Source organism: Psychromicrobium ferritrahens, assembly GCF_043789415.1.
GTDB lineage: Bacteria > Actinomycetota > Actinomycetes > Actinomycetales > Micrococcaceae > Renibacterium.
This window is the reverse complement of record NZ_JBDLLW010000001.1, coordinates 1,755,441-1,775,542: the sequence shown is the minus strand read 5'-3', so window position 1 is coordinate 1,775,542 and position 20,102 is coordinate 1,755,441. Positions and strand designations below refer to the sequence as shown.

At 62.1% G+C, this 20,102-nt stretch carries 20 protein-coding genes; 10 read left to right on the top strand and 10 right to left on the bottom strand.

From position 1 onward, the window contains the following. The first annotated feature begins 28 nt into the window (after nucleotides 1–28). The gene (locus ABDK06_RS08145; RefSeq protein WP_394940458.1) at nucleotides 29–376 is read left to right on the top strand and encodes a hypothetical protein; all 348 of its coding nucleotides are present in this window, start codon (nucleotides 29–31) and stop codon (nucleotides 374–376) included. 16 nt (nucleotides 377–392) lie between these two features. Beyond that, nucleotides 393–815, top strand: coding sequence for a DUF1801 domain-containing protein (locus ABDK06_RS08140; RefSeq protein WP_394940457.1), 423 nt, complete (start codon nucleotides 393–395; stop codon nucleotides 813–815). Nucleotides 816–965: 150 nt separating this feature from the next. On the opposite strand, the gene rplI is transcribed toward ABDK06_RS08140, so the two are convergent. The 5 genes from rplI to ABDK06_RS08115 all read right to left on the bottom strand — a co-directional run bounded on the left by rplI (nucleotide 966) and on the right by ABDK06_RS08115 (nucleotide 4,305). After that, nucleotides 966–1,418: a 50S ribosomal protein L9 gene (rplI, locus tag ABDK06_RS08135; RefSeq protein WP_394940456.1), complete on the bottom strand. Its 453-nt coding sequence runs from the start codon at nucleotides 1,416–1,418 to the stop codon at nucleotides 966–968. A gap of 13 nt (nucleotides 1,419–1,431) precedes the next feature. Further along, complete coding sequence (rpsR, locus tag ABDK06_RS08130; protein WP_045076098.1) at nucleotides 1,432–1,674, bottom strand: 30S ribosomal protein S18; 243 nt, start codon at nucleotides 1,672–1,674, stop codon at nucleotides 1,432–1,434. 148 nt (nucleotides 1,675–1,822) lie between these two features. Further along, nucleotides 1,823–2,386 carry a single-stranded DNA-binding protein gene (locus ABDK06_RS08125; protein WP_394940455.1) on the bottom strand — a complete coding sequence of 188 codons (564 nt, stop codon included), beginning with the start codon at nucleotides 2,384–2,386 and terminating at the stop codon, nucleotides 1,823–1,825. A gap of 42 nt (nucleotides 2,387–2,428) precedes the next feature. Then, nucleotides 2,429–2,734, bottom strand: coding sequence for a 30S ribosomal protein S6 (rpsF, locus tag ABDK06_RS08120; protein WP_394940454.1), 306 nt, complete (start codon nucleotides 2,732–2,734; stop codon nucleotides 2,429–2,431). 293 nt (nucleotides 2,735–3,027) lie between these two features. After that, the gene (locus ABDK06_RS08115) at nucleotides 3,028–4,305 is read right to left on the bottom strand and encodes an MFS transporter (protein ID WP_394940453.1); all 1,278 of its coding nucleotides are present in this window, start codon (nucleotides 4,303–4,305) and stop codon (nucleotides 3,028–3,030) included. 110 nt (nucleotides 4,306–4,415) lie between these two features. On the opposite strand from ABDK06_RS08115, the gene ABDK06_RS08110 reads away from it, so the two are divergent. The 5 genes from ABDK06_RS08110 to ABDK06_RS08090 all read left to right on the top strand — a co-directional run bounded on the left by ABDK06_RS08110 (nucleotide 4,416) and on the right by ABDK06_RS08090 (nucleotide 10,544). Continuing rightward, the gene (locus ABDK06_RS08110; RefSeq protein WP_394940452.1) at nucleotides 4,416–5,087 is read left to right on the top strand and encodes a DUF1345 domain-containing protein; all 672 of its coding nucleotides are present in this window, start codon (nucleotides 4,416–4,418) and stop codon (nucleotides 5,085–5,087) included. Nucleotides 5,088–5,245: 158 nt separating this feature from the next. Beyond that, nucleotides 5,246–6,169: an ABC transporter permease gene (locus ABDK06_RS08105; RefSeq protein ID WP_394940451.1), complete on the top strand. Its 924-nt coding sequence runs from the start codon at nucleotides 5,246–5,248 to the stop codon at nucleotides 6,167–6,169. Then, nucleotides 6,170–7,168 carry an ABC transporter permease gene (locus ABDK06_RS08100; RefSeq protein ID WP_394940450.1) on the top strand — a complete coding sequence of 333 codons (999 nt, stop codon included), beginning with the start codon at nucleotides 6,170–6,172 and terminating at the stop codon, nucleotides 7,166–7,168. It abuts the gene before it with no gap. Between the two features lie 35 nt (nucleotides 7,169–7,203). Further along, nucleotides 7,204–8,868, top strand: a complete 1,665-nt coding sequence (locus tag ABDK06_RS08095; RefSeq protein WP_394940449.1) for an ABC transporter substrate-binding protein — start codon at nucleotides 7,204–7,206, stop codon at nucleotides 8,866–8,868. Continuing rightward, entirely contained in the window at nucleotides 8,865–10,544 is a 1,680-nt protein-coding gene (locus ABDK06_RS08090) for a dipeptide ABC transporter ATP-binding protein (protein ID WP_394940448.1), read from the top strand. Before ABDK06_RS08095 ends, ABDK06_RS08090 begins: the two co-directional genes overlap by 4 nt. Before the next feature lie 9 nt (nucleotides 10,545–10,553). Here the strand turns inward: ABDK06_RS08090 and ABDK06_RS08085 are convergent, their stop codons facing one another. Beyond that, nucleotides 10,554–11,840 carry a M18 family aminopeptidase gene (locus tag ABDK06_RS08085; RefSeq protein WP_394940447.1) on the bottom strand — a complete coding sequence of 429 codons (1,287 nt, stop codon included), beginning with the start codon at nucleotides 11,838–11,840 and terminating at the stop codon, nucleotides 10,554–10,556. Nucleotides 11,841–11,935: 95 nt separating this feature from the next. Then, nucleotides 11,936–13,024 carry a DUF5937 family protein gene (locus ABDK06_RS08080; protein WP_394940446.1) on the bottom strand — a complete coding sequence of 363 codons (1,089 nt, stop codon included), beginning with the start codon at nucleotides 13,022–13,024 and terminating at the stop codon, nucleotides 11,936–11,938. Between the two features lie 99 nt (nucleotides 13,025–13,123). Here ABDK06_RS08080 and ABDK06_RS08075 point away from each other — a divergent pair, with 99 nt between their 5' ends. From ABDK06_RS08075 to ABDK06_RS08065, 3 genes are all read left to right on the top strand, one after another. Further along, nucleotides 13,124–14,563, top strand: coding sequence for an MFS transporter (locus ABDK06_RS08075; protein WP_394940445.1), 1,440 nt, complete (start codon nucleotides 13,124–13,126; stop codon nucleotides 14,561–14,563). Between the two features lie 132 nt (nucleotides 14,564–14,695). Further along, on the top strand, nucleotides 14,696–15,262 hold the full coding sequence (locus ABDK06_RS08070; protein WP_394940444.1) for a PadR family transcriptional regulator: 567 nt from the start codon (nucleotides 14,696–14,698) through the stop codon (nucleotides 15,260–15,262). Next, nucleotides 15,262–17,268, top strand: a complete 2,007-nt coding sequence (locus ABDK06_RS08065; protein WP_394940443.1) for an ABC1 kinase family protein — start codon at nucleotides 15,262–15,264, stop codon at nucleotides 17,266–17,268. Before ABDK06_RS08070 ends, ABDK06_RS08065 begins: the two co-directional genes overlap by 1 nt. Before the next feature lie 10 nt (nucleotides 17,269–17,278). Here the strand turns inward: ABDK06_RS08065 and ABDK06_RS08060 are convergent, their stop codons facing one another. From ABDK06_RS08060 to ABDK06_RS08050, 3 genes are read right to left on the bottom strand one after another with little or no spacing between them, the layout of a single operon-like run. Then, on the bottom strand, nucleotides 17,279–17,998 hold the full coding sequence (locus tag ABDK06_RS08060) for a response regulator (RefSeq protein ID WP_394940442.1): 720 nt from the start codon (nucleotides 17,996–17,998) through the stop codon (nucleotides 17,279–17,281). Next, nucleotides 17,932–19,227: a sensor histidine kinase gene (locus tag ABDK06_RS08055; protein WP_394940441.1), complete on the bottom strand. Its 1,296-nt coding sequence runs from the start codon at nucleotides 19,225–19,227 to the stop codon at nucleotides 17,932–17,934. Before ABDK06_RS08055 ends, ABDK06_RS08060 begins: the two co-directional genes overlap by 67 nt. A 9-nt stretch (nucleotides 19,228–19,236) precedes the next feature. Further along, nucleotides 19,237–20,100 (bottom strand): ABC transporter permease, encoded by an 864-nt coding sequence (locus ABDK06_RS08050; RefSeq protein WP_394940440.1) that lies wholly within the window; start codon nucleotides 20,098–20,100, stop codon nucleotides 19,237–19,239. Between the last annotated feature and the right edge of the window lie 2 nt (nucleotides 20,101–20,102).

The following is a 20,102-nucleotide window of genomic DNA, read 5'->3' as shown; positions in this document are numbered from 1 at the left end:
CCCCGAATGCTGGGGCTAAGCTGACAGCATGGAATGGTTCTTCGTGGTTCTGATAGCCGTCATCGGAGTAATCGTCTTGGTCTGGGCCATGCGGGTCGGCCGGACCAAGGGACCAGGGGTCTCAGAGGCGGACCGTTACCTCAATCAGTTGACCGCGCGCTCCCATTCTTCCCAGGTCGCCCGGCCCCAGAACCTCACCTCGGCTCAATCGGCACAGGCGTACGCTCAGCCGCTTCCGGTCCAGCTTCCTCCACAGCTCATCGCTCAGGCCCAAGCGCTGGTCCGGAGCGGTCACAAAATCGAGGCCATCAAGGTGATCAAGCAGGCCACCGGGATGGATCTGGCTACGGCCAAACGATTCGCAGACAATCTCTAAGCGAGACGCGCATCCGATGACTCCGAAAGTCGCCCAAAATAAAACCGTAGAAACTGACGCTTCGGTGCGAGTGTTTCTCGAAACCGTTCAGCACCCTGCGCGCCGAGCTGATGCGGAGACGCTGGTTGAGCTGATGACCGAGGTTACTGGCGTTCAACCCAAAATGTGGGGCGATGCCATTATTGGCTTTGGACGCAACCACTATAAATACGCCAGTGGCCGAGAAGGCGACCAACCCGCCGTCGCTTTTTCTCCCCGCAAAGCCAATCTGGCGATCTACTCGCTAAGCCATACCGAGGCCTCGCGTCAGATGCTGCAGAGGTTGGGGAAGCATAAGACCGGAGTTGCCTGCCTCTACGTCAACCGGCTGGAACAGGTCGATCTTGAGGTGCTGAAGGAACTCATTAAGGAAAGTTTCGACCTCTACCACGAGGCTTGAGCTGCGCATCCGGGCTGTGCATCCAAGAGCGCTGGAGCTCACGGATCAACCTGCCGTAGACGACAGAACGCCCGCCCGCTCGCCACGTTCCGTTGAGGAACGGTGACGGCGCGGACGGGCGTCTATCTAGTGAAGTATCGTGCTACTTAGTTATCGCGAAGCAACGACGTTCAGATCGATGACGGCGGAAACGTCGTCATGCAGGCGAACATTCGCCTGGTACTTGCCAGTGCTCTTGATGTGCGCGGGAAGTTCGACCTTGCGCTTGTCGATGCTGCCGAGACCAGCGGCCTCAACAGCCTTTGCGACGTCCTCAGCCTTGACGGTGCCGAAGAGACGACCGGATGCTCCGGCCTTCACCTCGAGCCGCACCGGGGCAGCCGACAAAGCGGCGGCCTGAGCCTGAGCAGCTTCAACCGAAGCGTGCTCGCGAGCGGTGCGAGCAGCCTTGATGGACTCAACCTGCTTCTCACCGCCCTTGCTCCAAGCGAGCGCGAAACCGCGAGGCAGCAAGTAGTTACGTGCGTAACCGTTCTTCACCTCGACGATATCGCCAGCGGCACCGAGACCAGTTACTTCGTGGGTCAAAATGAGCTTTGCCATGTGTTATCTCTCCTTAGTTGCCGCGGCCGGCGCCCGAGTAGGGCAGCAGTGCAACTTCGCGGGCGTTCTTGATCGCCAGAGCGATCTTGCGCTGCTCCTGCACGGTCACGCCGGTGACGCGACGAGCACGGATCTTTCCGCGGTCAGAGATGAACTTGCGCAGCAATGCGACGTCCTTGTAGTCGATGACGGTGACGTCAGCGGCCTTCAAGGGATTGGACTTTGGTTTGGGCTTGCGAATTTCAGCCTTAGCCATCGTGGAGCTCCTTCAGTGTTGTGGAGCCCGTGAATATTGATCCACGGGATGGAGATTGGGACGCTCCCTCAGTGTCGGGCAAGCCGCCACGAAGGGAACCCTCGCGTCCCACTCTATGGTTTGCTTAGGAAAGAACGGATAATTCTTTTTAGAAAGGGGGTTCGGAAGAATCCGGACCATTGCCCCAGCCGGAAGAACCGGATGACGGCGTGGCCCAGGGGTCTTCGACGGGAGAGGACTGTTGTCCAGGCGCTCCCCAGCCATTTCCACCAGCGGGAGCAGCGTTTCCACCGGAGTTTCCTCCGCCGAAACCACCCCCGCCAAAGCCGCCGCCCTGACCGCCGGAGCGCTGAGTGCGATTGACCTTGGCGTTGGCGTACCGCAACGAGGGGCCGATCTCATCGACCTCAAGTTCAATAACGGTGCGCTTTTCCCCTTCTTTGGTTTCGTAGGAGCGTGACTTCAGCCGGCCGGTGACAATAACGCGAGTGCCCTTGGTCAGGGACTCGGCCACGTTCTCGGCGGCTTCACGCCACACCGATGCACGCAAGAACAGCGTTTCGCCGTCCTTCCACTCATTCGAGTTTCGATCGAAAGTACGTGGAGTCGATGCAATGGTGAAGTTGGCCACCGCAGAACCGGACGGGGTGAACCGCAGTTCCGGATCGTTGGTCAAATTGCCAACAACGGTAATGGTGGTCTCGCCTGCCATAGTGCCTGCTTCCTACAGTCTTAGATCAGTGGTTGCGCCTAATTACTCGGCGACAACCTTCTGGTCTTCGGGGCGAATGATCTTGGTGCGCAGAATGGTCTCGTTGAGGCCAAGCTGACGGTCAAGTTCCTGAGCGGTAGCTGGCTCAGCGGTGAAGTTCACCACGGCGTAGATACCTTCGGACTTCTTCTTGATGTCGTAAGCCAAGCGGCGGCGACCCCAGATGTCCAGCTTTTCGACGGTTCCGCCGTCTCCAGTGATCACCTTGAGGAACTTCTGCAGGGATGGCTCAACGGTACGCTCGTCGACCTCTGGGTCGATGATGACCATCAATTCGTAAGGACGCATATGTGAACCCACCTCCTTTGGGCTAAGCGGCTACGGTCTTTCCGTAACAGGAGGTTCATTTGCGTGATTCTCTCGCTTTCCGAAGAGTTCAGAAGGCGCAGAGAATCGCGTCTGCGCAAGCACAGACTTATCAATGGTAGCGGACCGAGACATTCAATGCCTAACGGCGCCCGCCCTCAGCATCGAGTGTGCAGATTTACACGTTACGGACCACTCAAAAGATGTAGATCTGCACACTCGGCAGCCAAGGTGAGGCGGACGACGTCGGGATCGGGACGGTGTCGAGCCTTGGGTCACTCGGGAAGTGGTCGGTGAGCGGTTTCCTTGAGCCCGAAGATGTAGACCAGGAGCGAAATCAGGCATAGCGCAGCCACATACCAGCCGAAATAGCCCGGCACACCCCAGCTCTTCAGCAAGGTGCCGACGAACGGCGCGGTACCGCCGAACAGGGCCACGGTCAGGGAATAGGGAAAGCCAATCCCCGCACTGCGCACCCGGGTGGGAATGATCTCCGCATTGAGCGCAGCGGAGATCGCGGTGAAGCCGCTGAGCACCAGCATGCCCAACAGGGTCACCACGAGGGTTCCAGGGAATTCCGAGCGGGAAAGCAAACTCAGCGCCGGCACGATCCCCACCGCGAAGATTCCAGCGGTGCCGATCAAGAACGGTTTTCGACCGAAACGATCCGAAAGCATTCCGATCACCGGTTGAATCAGCATGAAGAAAAACAAGGCGATCGTCGAGATGATCAAGAACTGGCCCGAATTCACCCCGCCATTCGCCGGAACATAGGTCGTCAGATAGGTGGTCCAGGTGTAGTAAAGAATCGTGCCGGCGATGGTCACCCCGATGATCAGCAGCGACGCCTTGGGGTACTTGAACAGAGCCTCGAAGAGTCTCGGACGCTCAGCAGTGGCCTTCACAACGAGGGTTTCCTCGGTGCCGCGCCGGATCCAGAGTCCGACAAAACTCAGCAGCGCACCGACGACGAACGGCAGCCGCCAGCCCCAAGCGCTCATCTGCGCCGGACTCAGAACATTCACCAGCAGGGCAGCGAGACCCGAGGCGAGGAGTTGCCCCGCGGTGGTGGAAACGTATTGAAAAGAGGAATAGAAGCCGCGCCGATTCGGCGGCGCAGACTCGACGAGGAAGACCGTGTTCGCGGCGAATTCACCGCCCACCGAGAGACCCGAAATCAACCGTCCCAGCACCAGGATGATCGGAGCCCAGACACCGACGGCTTCAAAGCTCGGGGTGAGCCCGACGATCAACGACCCCAGGCCCATCGCACTGATGGTGAGCACCAGGGTATTTTTCCGGCCGATTCGATCCGCGAGATTGCCGATCAGTAGACCGCCGATCGGACGCAATAAGAAGCTTGCGGCAAAAACCGCAAAGGCCGAGAGCAGACCCGCGGTCGGATCAGCCGAAGGGAAAATCTGCGGTGCAAAGATCACCGCGAGAAAGCTGTAGACATACCAGTCGTACCATTCGACGGCGTTGCCCACTCCGGATGCGAGGATCTGCCGCAAAGGCCGGCTGACCGGTTGAACTGTGGCGGTTTGGCTCATGGCCACATGCTACGCGCCGGGCATATCGAGTGTGCAGATCTGCAGGTTTTAAGACCGCTATAAGGTGTAGATCTGCACACTCGACGGCGGCGCGCGCGTAAGATCAAACCGTGGTGTCGCCTGCACGAGAAGATCACCGAACCCGCCGGGCCAAGATCGCCCGCGCCCGCTTCCTGCTGATGCTCGTGGTGGCCGTAGCGGGCGGCGTCGCCACCGGGCTGCTGGATTCCTGGTTGCACGCCCCGGCCGTGGCCTGGGCTGCTGCTGCCGGGGTCTACAACCTCGGGGTCTGGCTGTCGATCTCCCGGATGGATGCCGAAACCACGGCGGCCCATGCTACTGAAGAGGATCCCCGGCGACCCACCGCCAACCTGCTGATCACGCTCTGCGCGCTGGCCAGTCTGGGCGCCGTAGCCGTCGTGGTGATCGATGCGAAGAACGCTAGCGACGGCGGACGCCTCGCCCTCGCCGCCCTGGCCCTGGGAACCACGGCACTCTCCTGGCTCATGGTGCACACTCTCTACACACTGCGCTACGCGGAGATCTACTACACCAACACTCCCAAACCGGGAGGCATCGACTTCAATCAGCCGGAGCCTCCGCAATACACTGACTTCGCCTATATGGCTTTCAGCCTGGGCATGACCTACCAGGTGTCGGACACCAATATCGGCACCCGGGCGATGCGCTCAGCGGCGCTTCGGCACTCCTTGCTGGCCTTCGTCTTCGGCACCGGCATCCTGGCCACCACCATTAATCTGGTGGTTAGCCTGGCCTCATAGCCGCGACCGACCTCATGACCCGCTATCGAACACCAAGGGAAATCGCGGCGCAAACCCGGCACGCCTATATGACATCGGATGAAGGCTAAGGCGAGATCTGGCCTGCAAGGTTGCTAACTTCAGGAGGACCAACCAAGTACACTCGCTGAGGAATAGCCGTGCTTTCCGCTTTTGCGCCTGGGGCGCAACCCCTCACTGATCGTCCACGATCAGCTTTCCGCGCCCTGCTGCGAACACCCTCCGGGGTGACCGGAGTCGTTCTGGTGGTCTTCTTCGTCCTGCTCGCCCTGACCGCTCCGTTGCTAGTGGCTCTCAGCGGTCAGGATCCGCTGAGCTATCACCTGGACACCCTTGACCCCTCCGGGGTTCCTCTGGGATTCGGCGGCGGAATCAGCTCCACCCACTGGTTCGGAGTCGAACCGCTGACCGGCCGTGACCTCTTCGCCATCGTCGTCGTCGGCGCACAGACCTCGCTCTTCGTGGGTATCAGCGCAGCCCTGTTGGCGCTCACCCTGGGCACCGTGATGGGGCTCAGCGCCGGTTACTTCGGCGGCTGGTGGGATACCGTCGTGACCCGCTTGATCGATGTGCTGCTGGGCTTCCCCAGCCTGATCTTCATGATCACGCTGGGCGCGATTGTTCCGGTGGAAACAGATAAAACTCTCTTGCTGATCGGCATCATCGGCTTTTTCGGCTGGTCAGGAGTGGCCCGAGTGGTGCGCGCAGAGAGCATGACGCTCCGCCAGCGCACCTTCGTCCAGGCCTCGGCAGCTATGGGCGGAAATCCACTGCACATCATCGGCAGCCAGATCTTGCCGAATCTCTGGCCCACCATCATCGTTTTCGGCACCCTGAGCATTCCCGCGATGATCGGCGCCGAAGCGGCGCTCTCTTTCCTCGGCGTCGGCGTGCCACCGCCTACCCCTGCCTGGGGCCGGTCAATCGGCTCCGCAGTGGCCTGGGTGCAGACCGACCCCTGGTTCTTGCTCTTTCCGGGTTTGGCCCTCTTCCTGGTCACCCTGGGCTTCAATCTTTTCGGCGATGCACTGCGCGATGCGATCGACCCTAAGGGGGCGCGCTGAATGACGCTGCTTCGCTATCTGACACTGCGGCTCGGCGGCATGCTGCTGGTTCTGCTGCTGATCGCCGTCGCCACCTTCCTGGTCTTCAATCTGCTGCCCCAGAACGTCTCGGCGCTCAGTTGCGGCAAACCCTGCACCCCGGAACGGCTGGCCGAGGTGCGCAGCTTCATGGGCTACGACCAGCCCATGCTGCAACAGCTGTGGAACTTCCTCAGCGGAATCGTCACCGGCAGAACCTTCGGCGAAGGACCCGCCGCAGTGCAGTGCGGAGCACCCTGCTTCGGGTACTCCTTCCGGCTGGGCATCCCGGTAGGCACCCTGATAGAACAAGCTTTTCCGATCACTTTTTCCATTGCCATCGGTGCCGCGGTGCTCTGGCTGATTGCCGGCGTCGGCGCCGGGGTGATCTCCGCGGTGAAAAAGGGCAGCCTGCTGGATCGTGCGGTGATGACCGGAGCGATCATCGGCGTCTCCACTCCGAGCTATCTGCTGGCCCTGCTAGGGATTCTGCTCTTCGGCTTCACCCTGAACATGGTGCCGGTAGGAGGCTATGTGCCCTTCACCGAGGATCCGCTGGGCTGGGCCTGGCATCTGGTACTGCCCTGGACCGTACTGGCGTTTCTCTCAGCCGCTATCTACGCCCGGATCAGCCGGGGGCAGATGATCGACGTGCTGGGCGAAGATTACATCCGAACCGCCCGGGCCAAGGGCCTCAGAGAGCGCACAGTGGTGGGCAAGCACGGCTTGCGCAATGTGCTGCTCCCGGTGGCCACGCTCTTCGGCCTCGACCTGGGCGGTCTGCTCGGCGGGGCGGTGATCTCGGAAAAGATCTTCAGCATGCAGGGCCTGGGCGCAGCGCTGCTGGACGCCGTCGGAAATCTGGATCTGCCGGTCATGCTGGGCATCACGCTGTTCTCCGCCTTCCTGATCGTGCTGGCCAATTTCCTGGTCGATCTGCTCTATCTGGTTCTCGACCCCCGGGTCAAAAAAGCTTCATAATCCTCATCCATCCGCCAACGAACAAGGGACACAGCATGAAAATCGCCAAGGTCATCGGCGCCACCGCGCTGATCGCGGTCTTAGGCCTCACCGCCTGCAATGCCAACCCGAGCACCTCGGGCACGGGCTCGAGCGCTCCGGTCACCAAAGGAGGAACGCTCAATATCCTGACGGCGGCCACCGAGATCAACCTGGACCCGGCGAAAAGCCAGAATCTCGCGATCACCACACTGGGCCTGATCGAGCGGCGGCTGACCACCTGGGATATCTCCCAGGACGGACCGGCGAAGGTTGTTCCGGATCTGGCCACCGACACCGGCACCCCGAGCGACGGCGGGAAAACCTGGAAGTTCACCCTCAAGGACGGCTTGAAGTACGACGACGGCAGTGCCGTCACCGCGGCCGATATCAAATACGGGCTGGAACGCTCCTTCGCCCCGGAGCTCTCCGGCGGTCTGGGCTACCACAAGACTCTGCTGGTCGGGGGTGAGAGCTACAAAGGTCCTTACAGCGGTAAGCAACTCGCCTCGATTGAGACCCCCGATGCCAAGACGATCATCTTCAAGCTGAATAAGGCCTACGGTGACTGGCCATGGATCGCTTCGATGCCCGCTTTCGCGCCGGTGCCGGCGGCGCGGGATGCCGAACCGCAGAAATACGCCCAGAAAGTAGCGGCCACCGGACCCTACCAATTGGACAGCTATCAGCAGGGTGCCTCCCTCAAGCTCAAGCGGAATCCCAACTGGAGTCAGGAAACCGACAGCGTCCGAGTCGGCGCGGCGGAGAACGTGGTCTTCAAGCTGAGCCAGGACGCCACCGTGGCGGCCCAGAAGCTCATCGCAGACAGCGGCGAGGATAAGAACAGCTTCGGTGCGGGTTTCGTGCCGCCAGCCCAGCTGGCTCAGATCCAGAGCAATCCTTCAGCCAAGGCCCGGCTGACCACCTCGGACGCCGGGGCGCTGGCTTATCTGGCGATCAATACCAAGCGGCTCAAAGATCTCAAACTGCGCCAGGCGATCCAGTACGCTACCGATAAAAAGGCCTATCAGACCGCGGTCGGCGGCGAAATCGGCGGTGCGCTGGCTACCACCCTGATCACCCCTGGCATTCCGGGCCGGGTGGATTACGACCTCTACAAGGCTGATCCTTCGGGGGATGTCGCCAAGGCTCAGGAGCTGCTCAAGGAATCGGGCTTCGACACGAACACCACGCTGACCTTCGTAGTGGGCAGTGACGATCAGAATCTGAGCAAGGCCCAGGCGATCCAGCAGGGGCTGCAGCGGATCGGCTTGAAGATCACCTTAAAGCCGCTCGACGACAACGCCCTGATAGAAGCCACCACCGGAGCCGCTGGCGACTACGATCTGGCGCTCGGCAGCTGGCAGCCGGACTTCCCGAGTGCGAACGCGAATATCCAGCCGCTCTTCGCGAGCAGTGAGATCGGCAACGGTGGTTACAACATCTCGCGGTATTCCAATCCGGAGGTCGATCAGCTGATCGCTGCGGCCACCGGGGAAACCGATCAGAGCAAGGCAGGCCAGCTCTGGGCGCAGATCGATCAGAAGATCGCTCAGGATTCTCCCGTGGTGCCGCTGGTGTACACCAAGAACTCCTTCCTGCACGGCTCGAATGTGCAGAATTTCTTTATCGGCGGTTTCCCGGCGTACCCCAATTATCTGAAGGTCTCACTCAAACAGTGAACACCACAGTGCAGAGCGGCCCGAGCCGCCAGGTCTCCGTCCCCCTGCTGGCTGCCGAAGGAATCAGGATCTCCTTCGGCAGCGGCCGGGGCGCCCGGCATCGCCTGACCGAAGTGGTGCACGGGGTTGATCTCAGCCTGCACGCCGGTCAGGTGCTCGCCCTGGTGGGGGAGTCCGGCTCGGGGAAGAGCGTGCTGGCCAATTCGATTCTCGGCCTGCTGCCGCGCAATGCCGAGGTCGGCGGCAGCATCAACTTGCAGGGGGAGCAACTACTGGGGGCCTCCGAGGCCGCGCTGCGCAAGATCCGTGGCAATCGGATCGGCTCGGTTTTCCAGGAACCGATGCGGGCCTTCAATCCGCTGATCAAGATCGGTCCGCAGATCTCAGAGGCGATCAAAGTGCATCAGCCGCATGCCGCGAATGCGCAACGCGTATACCAACTCCTGGTCTCCGTGGGCCTATCTGAACCGGAGAGAATCGCAAAGTCCCTGCCGCATCAGCTCTCCGGCGGGCAGTTACAACGCGCCATGATCGCGATGGCGATCAGCTGCGGACCGAGCCTGATCATCGCCGACGAACCGACGACCGCGCTCGACGTCACGGTACAGGCGGAGATCCTCGAGCTGCTGCGGCACACCAAGGAGACCCTGAACACCGCCATTTTGCTGATCACCCACGATATGGGGGTGGTAGCAGATCTGGCGGACGACGTCGTGGTGCTTCGGGAGGGCGCCGTGGTGGAGCGCGCCCCGGTGGCTCAGCTTTTCGCCGCTCCACAGCACGAATACACCAGGATGCTGCTCGCTTCGGTACCCCGGCTGGGCTCGGCGCATCGCGGTACGGCAGCACTGAAGCCGCAGCGCCCCGGCGAAGCCGCCCTGGTGGAACTCGACAAGCTCACCGTACGATTCGGCGGGGCCCGGCAAGCTCTGGCCCTGGATGAGGTATCGCTCTCGCTGAGGCCAGGTGAAGTGCTCGGCCTGGTCGGTGAATCGGGCTCGGGTAAAACCACCCTGGGAAAGGTGCTCGCCGGTCTGCAGGCCCCGAGTTCGGGTTCGCTGAAGTTCCAGGGCGTTGAGCTCGCCCCGAAAACGCTCAGATCGCTGAGACGGAGTCTTGGATTCGTCTTCCAGGATCCGGCTTCTTCGCTCAACCCACGCCATCTGTTGGCTCATAGTATTGCGGAGCCGCTCAGACTGCACTCCTCGATGAATAGCGCGCAGCGCCGCACTCGGGTTCGCGAGCTACTGGAGGCGGTGCAGTTGCCGAGCACGATGGAGAACCGCTACCCGCACCAGCTCTCGGGCGGTCAGCGGCAACGCGCAGCACTAGCCAGAGCGCTGGCTCTCCAACCCCAGCTGCTGATCGCGGATGAACCCACGAGCGCTCTCGATGTCTCGGTTCAGGCTCGGATCATTGAGTTGCTTCGGGAGCTTCAGGACGAGTTGAATTTCGGGTGTCTGTTCATCAGCCACGATCTCGCAGTGGTCGAACAACTGGCACATCGGGTCGCCGTATTGCGCAGGGGGCAGCTAGTGGAAGTCGGCCCCGTCGAAGAGGTACTGAACCATCCCGAGGATCCCTATACTCGTCGGCTTCTGGCCGCCGCACCGGTACCCGATCCGGAACAGCAGAGCCTACGACGTCGGGCCTGGTCAGAACTGATCGCGCCTTAGCGCTTGAGATCAGGCGGTTGCGAAGAATGCCTCAGCCAGACGAGTCAGTTCGTAGGGGTCCTGCACACCGCACATCTCCCTGGCGGAGTGCATCGACAGCAAGGGCACACCGACGTCCACGGTACGGATTCCCAGTCTGGTAGCGGTCAAGGGGCCGATAGTTGAACCACAGGGAATATCATTATTGGAAACAAATTCCTGATATGGAATATCTTCCTGAAGTGCCAGTCGAGCCACCAGAGCCGCGCCTTCGGCGTCCGTCGCGTAGCGCTGATTGGCATTGATCTTCAGCAGCGGTCCGGCATTGAGCTTCGGGTGGTTCGCTGGATCGTGGCGCTCGGCGTAATTCGGATGCACGGCGTGACCGGCGTCGGCCGAGAGACACCAGGACCCGGTCAGCGCACGTTGCCAGTCCTCTGAGCTGGCTCCGAGCCCGGAGGAGATCCGGCCGAGGATATCTGACAGGATGGGGCCGCTCGCCCCCGAGGTGGAGCCACTGCCGACCTCCTCGTGATCGAAGGCCGCCAGCACCGCAATAGGAGCCTGCGCGCTCTTCGAGTTATTGGCCGAGAGCAAGGCCTGCAAGCCGGCGTGCACGGAGCTGAGGTTATCCAGTCTTCCGGAGGCGAAGAAAGCCTGATCGGCACCGAAGACCTCTGGCCGCTGCGTATCCGCGAGCACGATGTCATACCCGCCAATCTGGGCGGCCTCGACTCCGGCAGCCGCGGCGAGTACGCCGAGCAAGTCCGCGTTAGTCGGATCCCCCAACCCCCAGATCGGATTCATCTGGTGCTGACGATCCAGGCTGAGCCCATCGTTCACCGAACGATCGAGGTGCACCGCTAACTGGGGGAAGCGCAGCAGAGGCTCTGTACGGGTCAAGACGGTGCTGCCATCCAGCAGCACGAGTCGGCCAGCCAGGCTCAGCTCCCGATCCAGCCAGGAGTTCAGCAGCGGACCCCCGTAGACCTCGACGCCCGCCTGCAACCAGCCGAATCGACCCGTGGTGGGTTTCGGCTTCAGTTTGAAGGACGGCGAGTCGGTGTGCGCGCCCAGAACATGGAAAGCGGTGCGCGGCCCGGCATGCTCCGGGGTGATCCAGGCGATTAACGCACCGTGCCGAATCACGAAGTAACTACCAGCGCCGGTGGGCCACTCCGCACTCTCGCTGAGCTGGGCGAAACCCGCTTCGCTCAGCTGGCGGGCTGCCTCTGCTACGGCGTGAAAGCTCGAGGGAGAGGCCGAGACGAAACGGCCGAGGTGCTGGACATGATCGAGGGCAGACTGAGTGGGCATACCTCGATTCAATCAGATTCTGCTGGCATTGCCAGAACGATCCGGCGATCTGAGGCCGCTGAACCGGTTGCTTTCACCGAACTATTTTCACCACGCTATCTTTGCAGGGCCTCAATTAGATCGGTTCCCAGTCTCGCGGTGACCAGCAGGTTGATGTCGTATCTGACAAAACGCCCTTGCCGGCTGGAATCCACGATTCCCGCCTCCTTCAGAACGGCCAGATGGCGGGAGACCTCAGGGGCACTGAGCTGCCAGGTTTCCGCCAGCTCGAGGGTGGTGAGCGGTGAGCGCAGCAAGCTCCGGACCAGACGGAGCCTCACCGGGTGGTCAAGAGCATGAATCCGCTCTTGTAAAGCTTCTAGACCGGTAATAGCGGGTGAGGCTAGCTCGGTCACCGGATACTGAATCACCGGTTGCCAGCCCGGCGCATGCACCACTAAAAGATGCGGATGGCCAAAGGCACTCGGCAGGAAGGTCACCCCCTGGCCGGCCGCCGACGTACCCCTGTCTTGCAGCTTGTCCACCACAATCCGGTGCCCGGAGCGATCCAAGGTCACCGCTTCGGAGACGGCTTCCAGAGCACTGGAAATCCCGCTGCTCAACAACAGGTCGTGCTTTTGCCGGGCGTCCCGCTTGAGAGAGCCGACGATCTGCTCCCAGGCCACGGCGAAAAAGGCATTTTCGCAGTCTTCTAAGAGTGTGCGCACCCAGGCTCGAACCTTGGCTGGCTCTGAGAGCACAAAATCGACAAAGTCCAGCTGCCGTTGACCTCGTACGCCGGCCCGATCCCTGGCCAGCTTCCTCGCTGCCGGGTCGACCAGCGGTGATTTGAGTTCGGGGTGCAGCGGGACGACCCCGCAGCTGCTGGTGATCAAAGCCGCGTTGACCCAGGTTTCGTCACTGAGCCGGTCGAGTGCATCGAGTTCCTCCCCGAGCGAAGCCCCCGGATGAGCGGGCAACAGCATATCGGCACGGGAAGTCCGCCAGAGGAAATCCGCGGTCTGCAACCGATCCATCAGGTCGGCGTCTATCGCCTCAAGGGTTCGCCGAATCCAATCCTGCTGGCTGGCGTGATGAGCCGGTTCCACGATGAGGTGCAGAGCGGATCCCAGCTCGGCCAAGGCGGAGGGCAGGAAGCGGAAGCTCTCTTTGCCGAGCCCGGAGATATCGATGGTTACGCTCATAGCCCTATCTTCGCCCCTGAATACTCCAGAGCGCTTATGGATTGACGATGTTCGTCAATCCACGTGCTTTCGGACGCCGCGCAGCCGAGGGTTGGTCCCATGCAAACCACCATGACCCCCGATCTCCCCTCGCCCGTCTCCGACCGACCGGCCGGGCTGAGCCCGATCCGCCTGCTCCGCGCAATGGGCGGCGGCAGATACGCCTTCGCGGTCTTGATCTCCGCTCTCGGCGGCGGCCTACTCAGACCTTTCCTGCTGCTCTACGCCGTGACGATCAGCCAGCTCAGCATCGAGTGGGCTGGCCTAGCCCTCTCCGCCGGCTTCGTCATCGGGCTAGGTTTTGTGCCACTGGCCGGACGGTGGATAGACACCGGAGCCAGAACCGGCCCGATGGCGGCTACCCTGCTGATCCGCGCTCTAGGCCTGGTGCTGCTGATCGCCGTCCCGGGACCTATCGGCTTCGTGCTGGCCTGTCTGCTGCAAGGAATCGGCAATCAGGCCGGTCCGGTGACTCAAGGAGCCGTGGTGGCCAGCCTGAGCCAAGGTTTTGAGCGGGATGCCGTGCTGGCCTCGATCAGGTCCCTGGGGAACGCCGGGCTGGGGGCGGGGGCGCTGATCGCCACCGTGGCGGTTGCTGGCGGCGGGCTGGGGCTACAGTGGTTAGCCGGGATCACCGCTGCGGCCTATTTCCTAGCGCTGCTACTGATCTCCGGCGTCAAAATTCCCACTCCGCCCCGCAGCGGCAAGGAAATCACCAGACGGCCCGGCAAACTGGCCGAGACGGATAAGCTTGCGATGCGCCAGTTGAACCTGCTCAATCTAGCCAATCTGCCGTATGCGTTCTGCTTCGACATCCTCGAGGTCGCGCTACCCGCGATTCTCGTCACCCAACTCCTGGCGTCGCCCGCCTGGGCGTCCGGGATCTTCGTCGGGAACACCGTGATGGTCATTCTGATCCAGCTTCCGGTAGTGATCTGGATGGCCAAACGGGCACGGCGCACAGTCTTCGCGGCCGCAGGATTTGTGCTGAGCCTCTCCTACCTCGGTTTCATGTCCGCCGGACTCTTAGCGGGCGACCTCGGTGCTGGAGCGATTGCCCTGGTCTCGGTTCTCTACACGCTGGGGGAGATCCTCTACACCGGGGTCAGCACCGCCCTGGTGGTCGATGCAGCCCCAGCGCATCTGCTGGGCCGCGCTCTGGCGGGCTGGCAGCTTTCAGCGGGAATCGGCCGGGCTCTGGCGCCGTTCCTGATCACCCTGCTGATCAGCGCCAGCCCGGGGTACCTCTGGCTGACTCTCAGCCTGAGCACCGCCGTGGGCGCCGTGGTGATCTACCTGCTCGCGCCTCGCGACTCAGCGAACCGCTCACTCCGGGAATCCGGCTGCGCGGAGGCCATTGACGCTCCGCTTTCGGCTAGCTCGCCGAAGCTGAAACGCAGCAGGAGCTATCAACAATTGGCACGTCAGGCGGAGCGCGAGGCGTTGCTGGAACACCACCGAGAGCAAGCGGCTCAGCAGTGGCATCAGAACTTACGGTGATTCCGGTAACTGGCTCCTTGAAAAGTTGCTCCGTCCACGAGCTGGCTCCGATTGAACGGGTGAGGCCAAAGTTCGATCCTTGCCTCAATCCGTCAGGAGGTATATCTTTCAGATATATCTGAAAGAGGCATTATGACCGAAGAGGCATCACTCACTCCCACTGCCTGGGCGATTATGGGGTTTCTCTCGCTCGCACCGCAGAGCGGCTATGACATTCTGCGCCAAGCCAAAGAAACCATCACGGACTTCTGGGGCATCAGCCCCGGGCAGCTCTATCCGCAACTCCAGACTTTGGCGAATAAGGGCTTCATTCGGCCAATCGGTGAGGCTCAGGGACCGCACGCCAGGCAGCGCTGGGAGATCACCGAGAACGGCCGTCAGGCATTGCAGCGCTGGCTGAAAGCACCCAGCGCCCCGCTCAGGATCCGTGACGAACGACTGGTGAAACTGTTCTTCAGCAGCCGGGCGGAAGAGCCTGAGCACCCGCACAATGCGCTGCACGCCTTGAAGGCGGAGCGGCAGCGACTGCTCACCCACATCGATTCCGCCTTGGGCACACTGCTTCCCGAGAAGGAGCTTCCCACTCCGAGCGAAGCAGCCAAACTCGGCGCCCCTGAACTGGTCATCCGCTATGGAGCGCACGCCGCCAGAACCGCTGAGCACTGGGTGAAGCGGGTCGTCGGCAAGGAGCAGGCCTAATGGATATCGCCACCCTTCTCTCGCTACCTTTGATTCTGTTCTTCACCCTGCTCTTTGCAGTAATAGCCGCCTTTGTGGCTCGCCGCATCCTGGGGGTCCCGGTTGGCTGGCCACGCTCCATTCTGATCGGCCTGGCCGTCAATTTCGGGGCCACTCCACTGATCAATATCTTCCTCACGGCCTCCGGGCTCACCGCCGAGTCGATCCTCCAACCCCAAAATCTGGGTGGGGCACTGCTGCTGATCGTGCTCTCCTTCGCCTGGGCCTTCGCCTTCGGCGTCGCCCTCCTGGTGGTCAGCGAGGTACTCTGGCCCACCGGCAGCGTGCCCTCGCCCGTCGCTTTCCTGCGTGCCCGGCGAGCCTCCAAGGCCAGACGCCGCCGCTACTTCCAGGTTGCCGGGATTGCACTGCGAGCCGGGCTACTCCGCCCCACCGGCGCCAAGGCACTGCAAAGCGGAACCCTTGAAGCGGCACGAACGGCCAAGGCGCTCGCCAGCACTCTGAATAAATCGGGCGTCGCCTTCATCAAACTCGGTCAGATGATGTCCACCCGGGCGGATCTACTGCCCGCCGAGTACATCTCCGAGCTATCAGCTCTGCAAACGCGGGCCACACCCGAGGAATGGACAGCTCTGGAACCGGAGATCACCACGGCCTTCGGAGCGCCCTGGCCCGCTGTGCTGAGCAGTATCTCCACCGAACCCCTGGCCTCGGCTTCGGTGGCTCAAGTGCACACCGGGGTCTTACTCTCCGGCGAGCCGGTGGTGGTCAAGGTGCAGCGCCCTGCCGCCCTGGCTCAGGTCAAGGTCGATCTGGATATCATCGAACGCTTCGCCCGACTCCTGGAACGCAGCACCTCCTGGGGCAAAACCATCGGCGTGGCGGCGCTAGCTTCCGGGTTCGCCGCCTCGCTGCGCGAAGAACTCGATTATCGGATCGAGCTGGATAATATGCTCGCGGTGGCTGCCGGATCCTCCAGTCTGAGAATCCCCCGGGTCTTCCCGGCCTTGTCATCGCGCCAGGTACTCGTGATGGAGCAGCTGGCGGGAGTGCCACTCGGTGACGCCGAAAACCACTTGACGGCGCTCTCCGAAGCCGAGCGGCACGGCCTAGCACAATCCCTGCTGACCGGGATCTTGCAGCAGATCGTGGTCACCGGGGTGTTCCACGCGGACCTACACCCCGGGAACATCATTTTCCTGCCCGCTCAGTCACAGCCAGGGAACGGAGCGGAGAAAAGCACTGCACAGCTCGCCCTGCTCGACTTTGGCTCGGTGGGCCGGCTCGCCAAGGACACCCGCTCCTCACTCGCGGCCTTCCTGGTCGCGGTGAAAGCCGAGGACAATGTGGCCGCCGCGGATCGGCTGCTTGAGATGCTCGACGTCCCGGAAAGCCTGGATCGCAGGGCCTTTGAAAGAGATCTAGGCATTCTGCTCACTTACCTTGGCTCCTCCACCAGTTCACTCGTGATGCGGCTCTTCCGCTTGGTGCAGCAGCACGAACTGGGCATCCCAGCTCAGCTTGCCGCAGCACTGCGGGCCATCGGAGCCCTGGAAGGCTCGATCCAGCTCATCGAACCGGGCTTCAATGTGATAGCCGAGGCGCAGCATCAGGCTGCTGCCTTATTGAGCAAAATGTACTCGCCGGAGGCGATCAAAAACTTGATCGCCTCCAACACCATCGGCTTTGTTTCCGCGCTGCAACGACTGCCCAGGAACCTCTCCAGCCTGAGCGAGAAAATCGAGCGCGGCACCCTGCAAGTCCAGATACGGCAATTCTCCGACCCGGCGGACCGAAGCTTCCTGACCAGTCTGGCCCATGAGGGCATCGTAGCGGCGATCTCGATTGCCGCGATCATCGGCAGCATCGTCTTGCTGGTTTCGGACGGCGGCCCGCTGATCGCGCCGAACCTGCGGCTCTACCCCTTCTTCGGCTACACCCTGGCTCTGGGCGGCTTCATCTTCGGCCTGAGGTCACTGGTGCGGGCCTTCCGCGGTCGTTCCTAGCTCCGCTAACTCATTCGCTGCCCGGTACCACGACCCCCGACTCATAGGCCCAGACCACCACCTGGACCCGATCCCGCAGGTCCAGCTTGGTCAGAATTCGCCGGACATGCGTTTTGACCGTCGCCTCGGAAAGGTAGAACCGAGTGGCGATCTCAGCGTTGGAGAGCCCCTCGGCCAGAGCGCGGACCACCTCGACTTCGCGCGCCGTCAGGCCCATCTCGGAGCCATCGGAGAGCGGGGCCGCCGGAGTGTTCCGGACGAAGTTCTCCAGTAGCCGCTGAGTGACTCGCGGAGCCACCACCGCCTCGCCGCTGAAGACCACTCGGACGGCCTGCACCAGATCTGCGGGAGCGGCGTTCTTTAGCAAAAAGGCACTCGCCCCGGCTTGCAGGCCGGCAAAGGCGTATTCATCCAGATCGAAGGTGGTCAGGATGATCACCCGGGCGGCTGAACCAGAGGCAATGATCTGCCGGGTCGCTTCTATGCCGTCCAGCACCGGCATTCGGACGTCCATCAGCACGACGTCCGGCTGTAGCGTGGCCGCCAGCTGCACAGCTTGCGCGCCGTCCACCGCCTCACCGACGATCTCGAAGTCCGGCTCTCCTTCCAGGATGAGTCTGAACCCCATGAGCAAAAGCGGTTGATCATCAACCAGCAAGATCTTCACGATATCTCCTCCGGCATTCCACTCGCCGAATCCGGGCAGGCAAGCCGAGCTTTGACGGTCCATCCACCGCCGGCTCGCGGCCCGGCTGCAACGTCACCGGCATAGGCGGCGGCCCGCTCTCGCATCCCGATCAGACCTCGTCCGCTGCCGCTCACCAGGCTGCTTCCCCTTGACAGGGTGCCTCGGCCGTCGTCGCTCACCACGAGTTCCACCCACGGATGCAGATGTGAGATCTTCAGTTCCACTCGTGAAACATGCTGTGCGTAGCGCAGCACATTGGTCAAGGATTCCTGAACTATCCGATAGATCGCCAAGCGGAACCCCGGATCGACTGACAGCGGCGGGCCCGAGTAGGAGAAGGAAAGCGGCATGCCCGCGGCCTTGAATCCGGTCAGCAGGGATTCGACGTCGAACTCTCCGCTGAGCGGCCGGCGCTCAGACTGCTCAGCGGGCTCTTCGAGCCGCAGTACGCCGAGCACCCGCTGCATATCGGCGAGCGCGCTCCGCCCGGTTTGGGAGAGCTTTTGCAGGGCCTCGTCGGCCCGTTCCGGTGACTTCTGCAGAGCCACCTGAGCGCCGTCAGAGAGCGCGATCATCACCGAAAGCGAGTGCGCCACGACGTCGTGCATCTCACGGGCGATTCGGTTGCGTTCAGCCGCCGAGGCCAGTTGAGCGTTATCTCGCGACCACTTTTGAAGATCCAGGTCGTGCTTCCGATCGCGCCAGATCATCACCCCGATTCCGGTGGCGATCACATTGCCTAGGATCACGAATCCGACGGTGGAGATCCACAGCGTCCAGGGGTAAACCCCTTCTAATCGGGCGGGCAATTGGGTGTGCGAGAGCACCCAAAGCAGCAGCGCCCCGAACGGCAGGCTGATGATCGCGGTAGCGGTGAACCCCCAGCGAGCGCCCCGAGCAGCAGCGAGCGCATAGAAGCCGAAGAGCATCCCGGTCCCGCTGTTGTAGACCAGATTCGTGGGCAGCAGCAGCACGATGGTCTCACAGACCGCGACCAGCACCAGCACCAGCAGAGGAGCCCGACGTCGGAAGAAGAGCAGCCCGGCGATGACCGCGGTGATCAGAATGGGGAACGGGTGCCCCATCACGCTGAGCGAAATGGAGTTGCTGGTGGAGAGCAGCAAATAGATCAGCACCACAGTGAGATCCATCATCACCGGGTGCTTGAAGAAGTAGCGCCGCAGTGGTCCGCGGCGCTTAGCGCTGAATTCGGTGGGGTCGACGGCGGCCGTTCGTTCCGCCGTCGGCCCCACCTGGTTTTCTGAGCTCATCTACTGAGCTTAGGCATCCCGCTTCTTCAACAGGAACACCGCGGGTATCAAGAGCACCACGATCCAGGCCAGGAAGACCAGGCCGGCGGCCCAAGGATCCATCAGACCGTCGGTGTGACCGGTTGCCAGCATTCTGCTGCCCGCATTGCTCGGCAGGTAATCAGGAACGTACTTCCAGAAATCTCCCGGCAGCAACTGCAGGAAGTTGCCAGCGATCGGCAGCACGAACAGGATGCCCACCAGCACCACGATGCCCCCGGCGGAGTTACGCAGCAGGGTACCGAGCGAGAGGCCCATCAGGGCGACCCCGGCCACCAGCAGACCGCAGAGCAGGATGCCGGAGAGCATGCCCTCCTGGTCCAGGCTGATGTCCACGTTGTAGGCCTTGAGGATCGGGATAGCCACCAGGAAGCTGAGGAAAGCCGCCACGGTGGTCACCAGATAAGTCACCACTATCAGCACGAGTGCCTTAGCGGTGAAGACCGGCAAGCGACGGGGCACCGCCGCGAAGGAGGAGCGGATCATTCCGGTGCCGTACTCGGAGGCGATGAACATCACGGCGAGCGCGCCGAGCACCAGCATGCCGAGCTGCACCCCTGAGTGCGGGATCGAGGAAAGATCCAAGGCCTGAGAGCTAGCAGCTGCTGGCCCTTGCGGCCCGACGCCGGTCGCCCGATCCTGGGTGATGAAGCCAATGCCCCAGGCCCCGATGGCGGCAATGCCGACGATCGCGAGCAAGGAGATCACCAGCAGCAGCTTGGTAGAGAGCAGCGTCCAGAACTTAATGAATTCGCTCTTCAGCACGCCGCCGAAGTTGAGTCCGCGACTTCCCGCGCTGGAGAGTGGAACAGGGTTGAGAGTCTGTGTCGTCATGG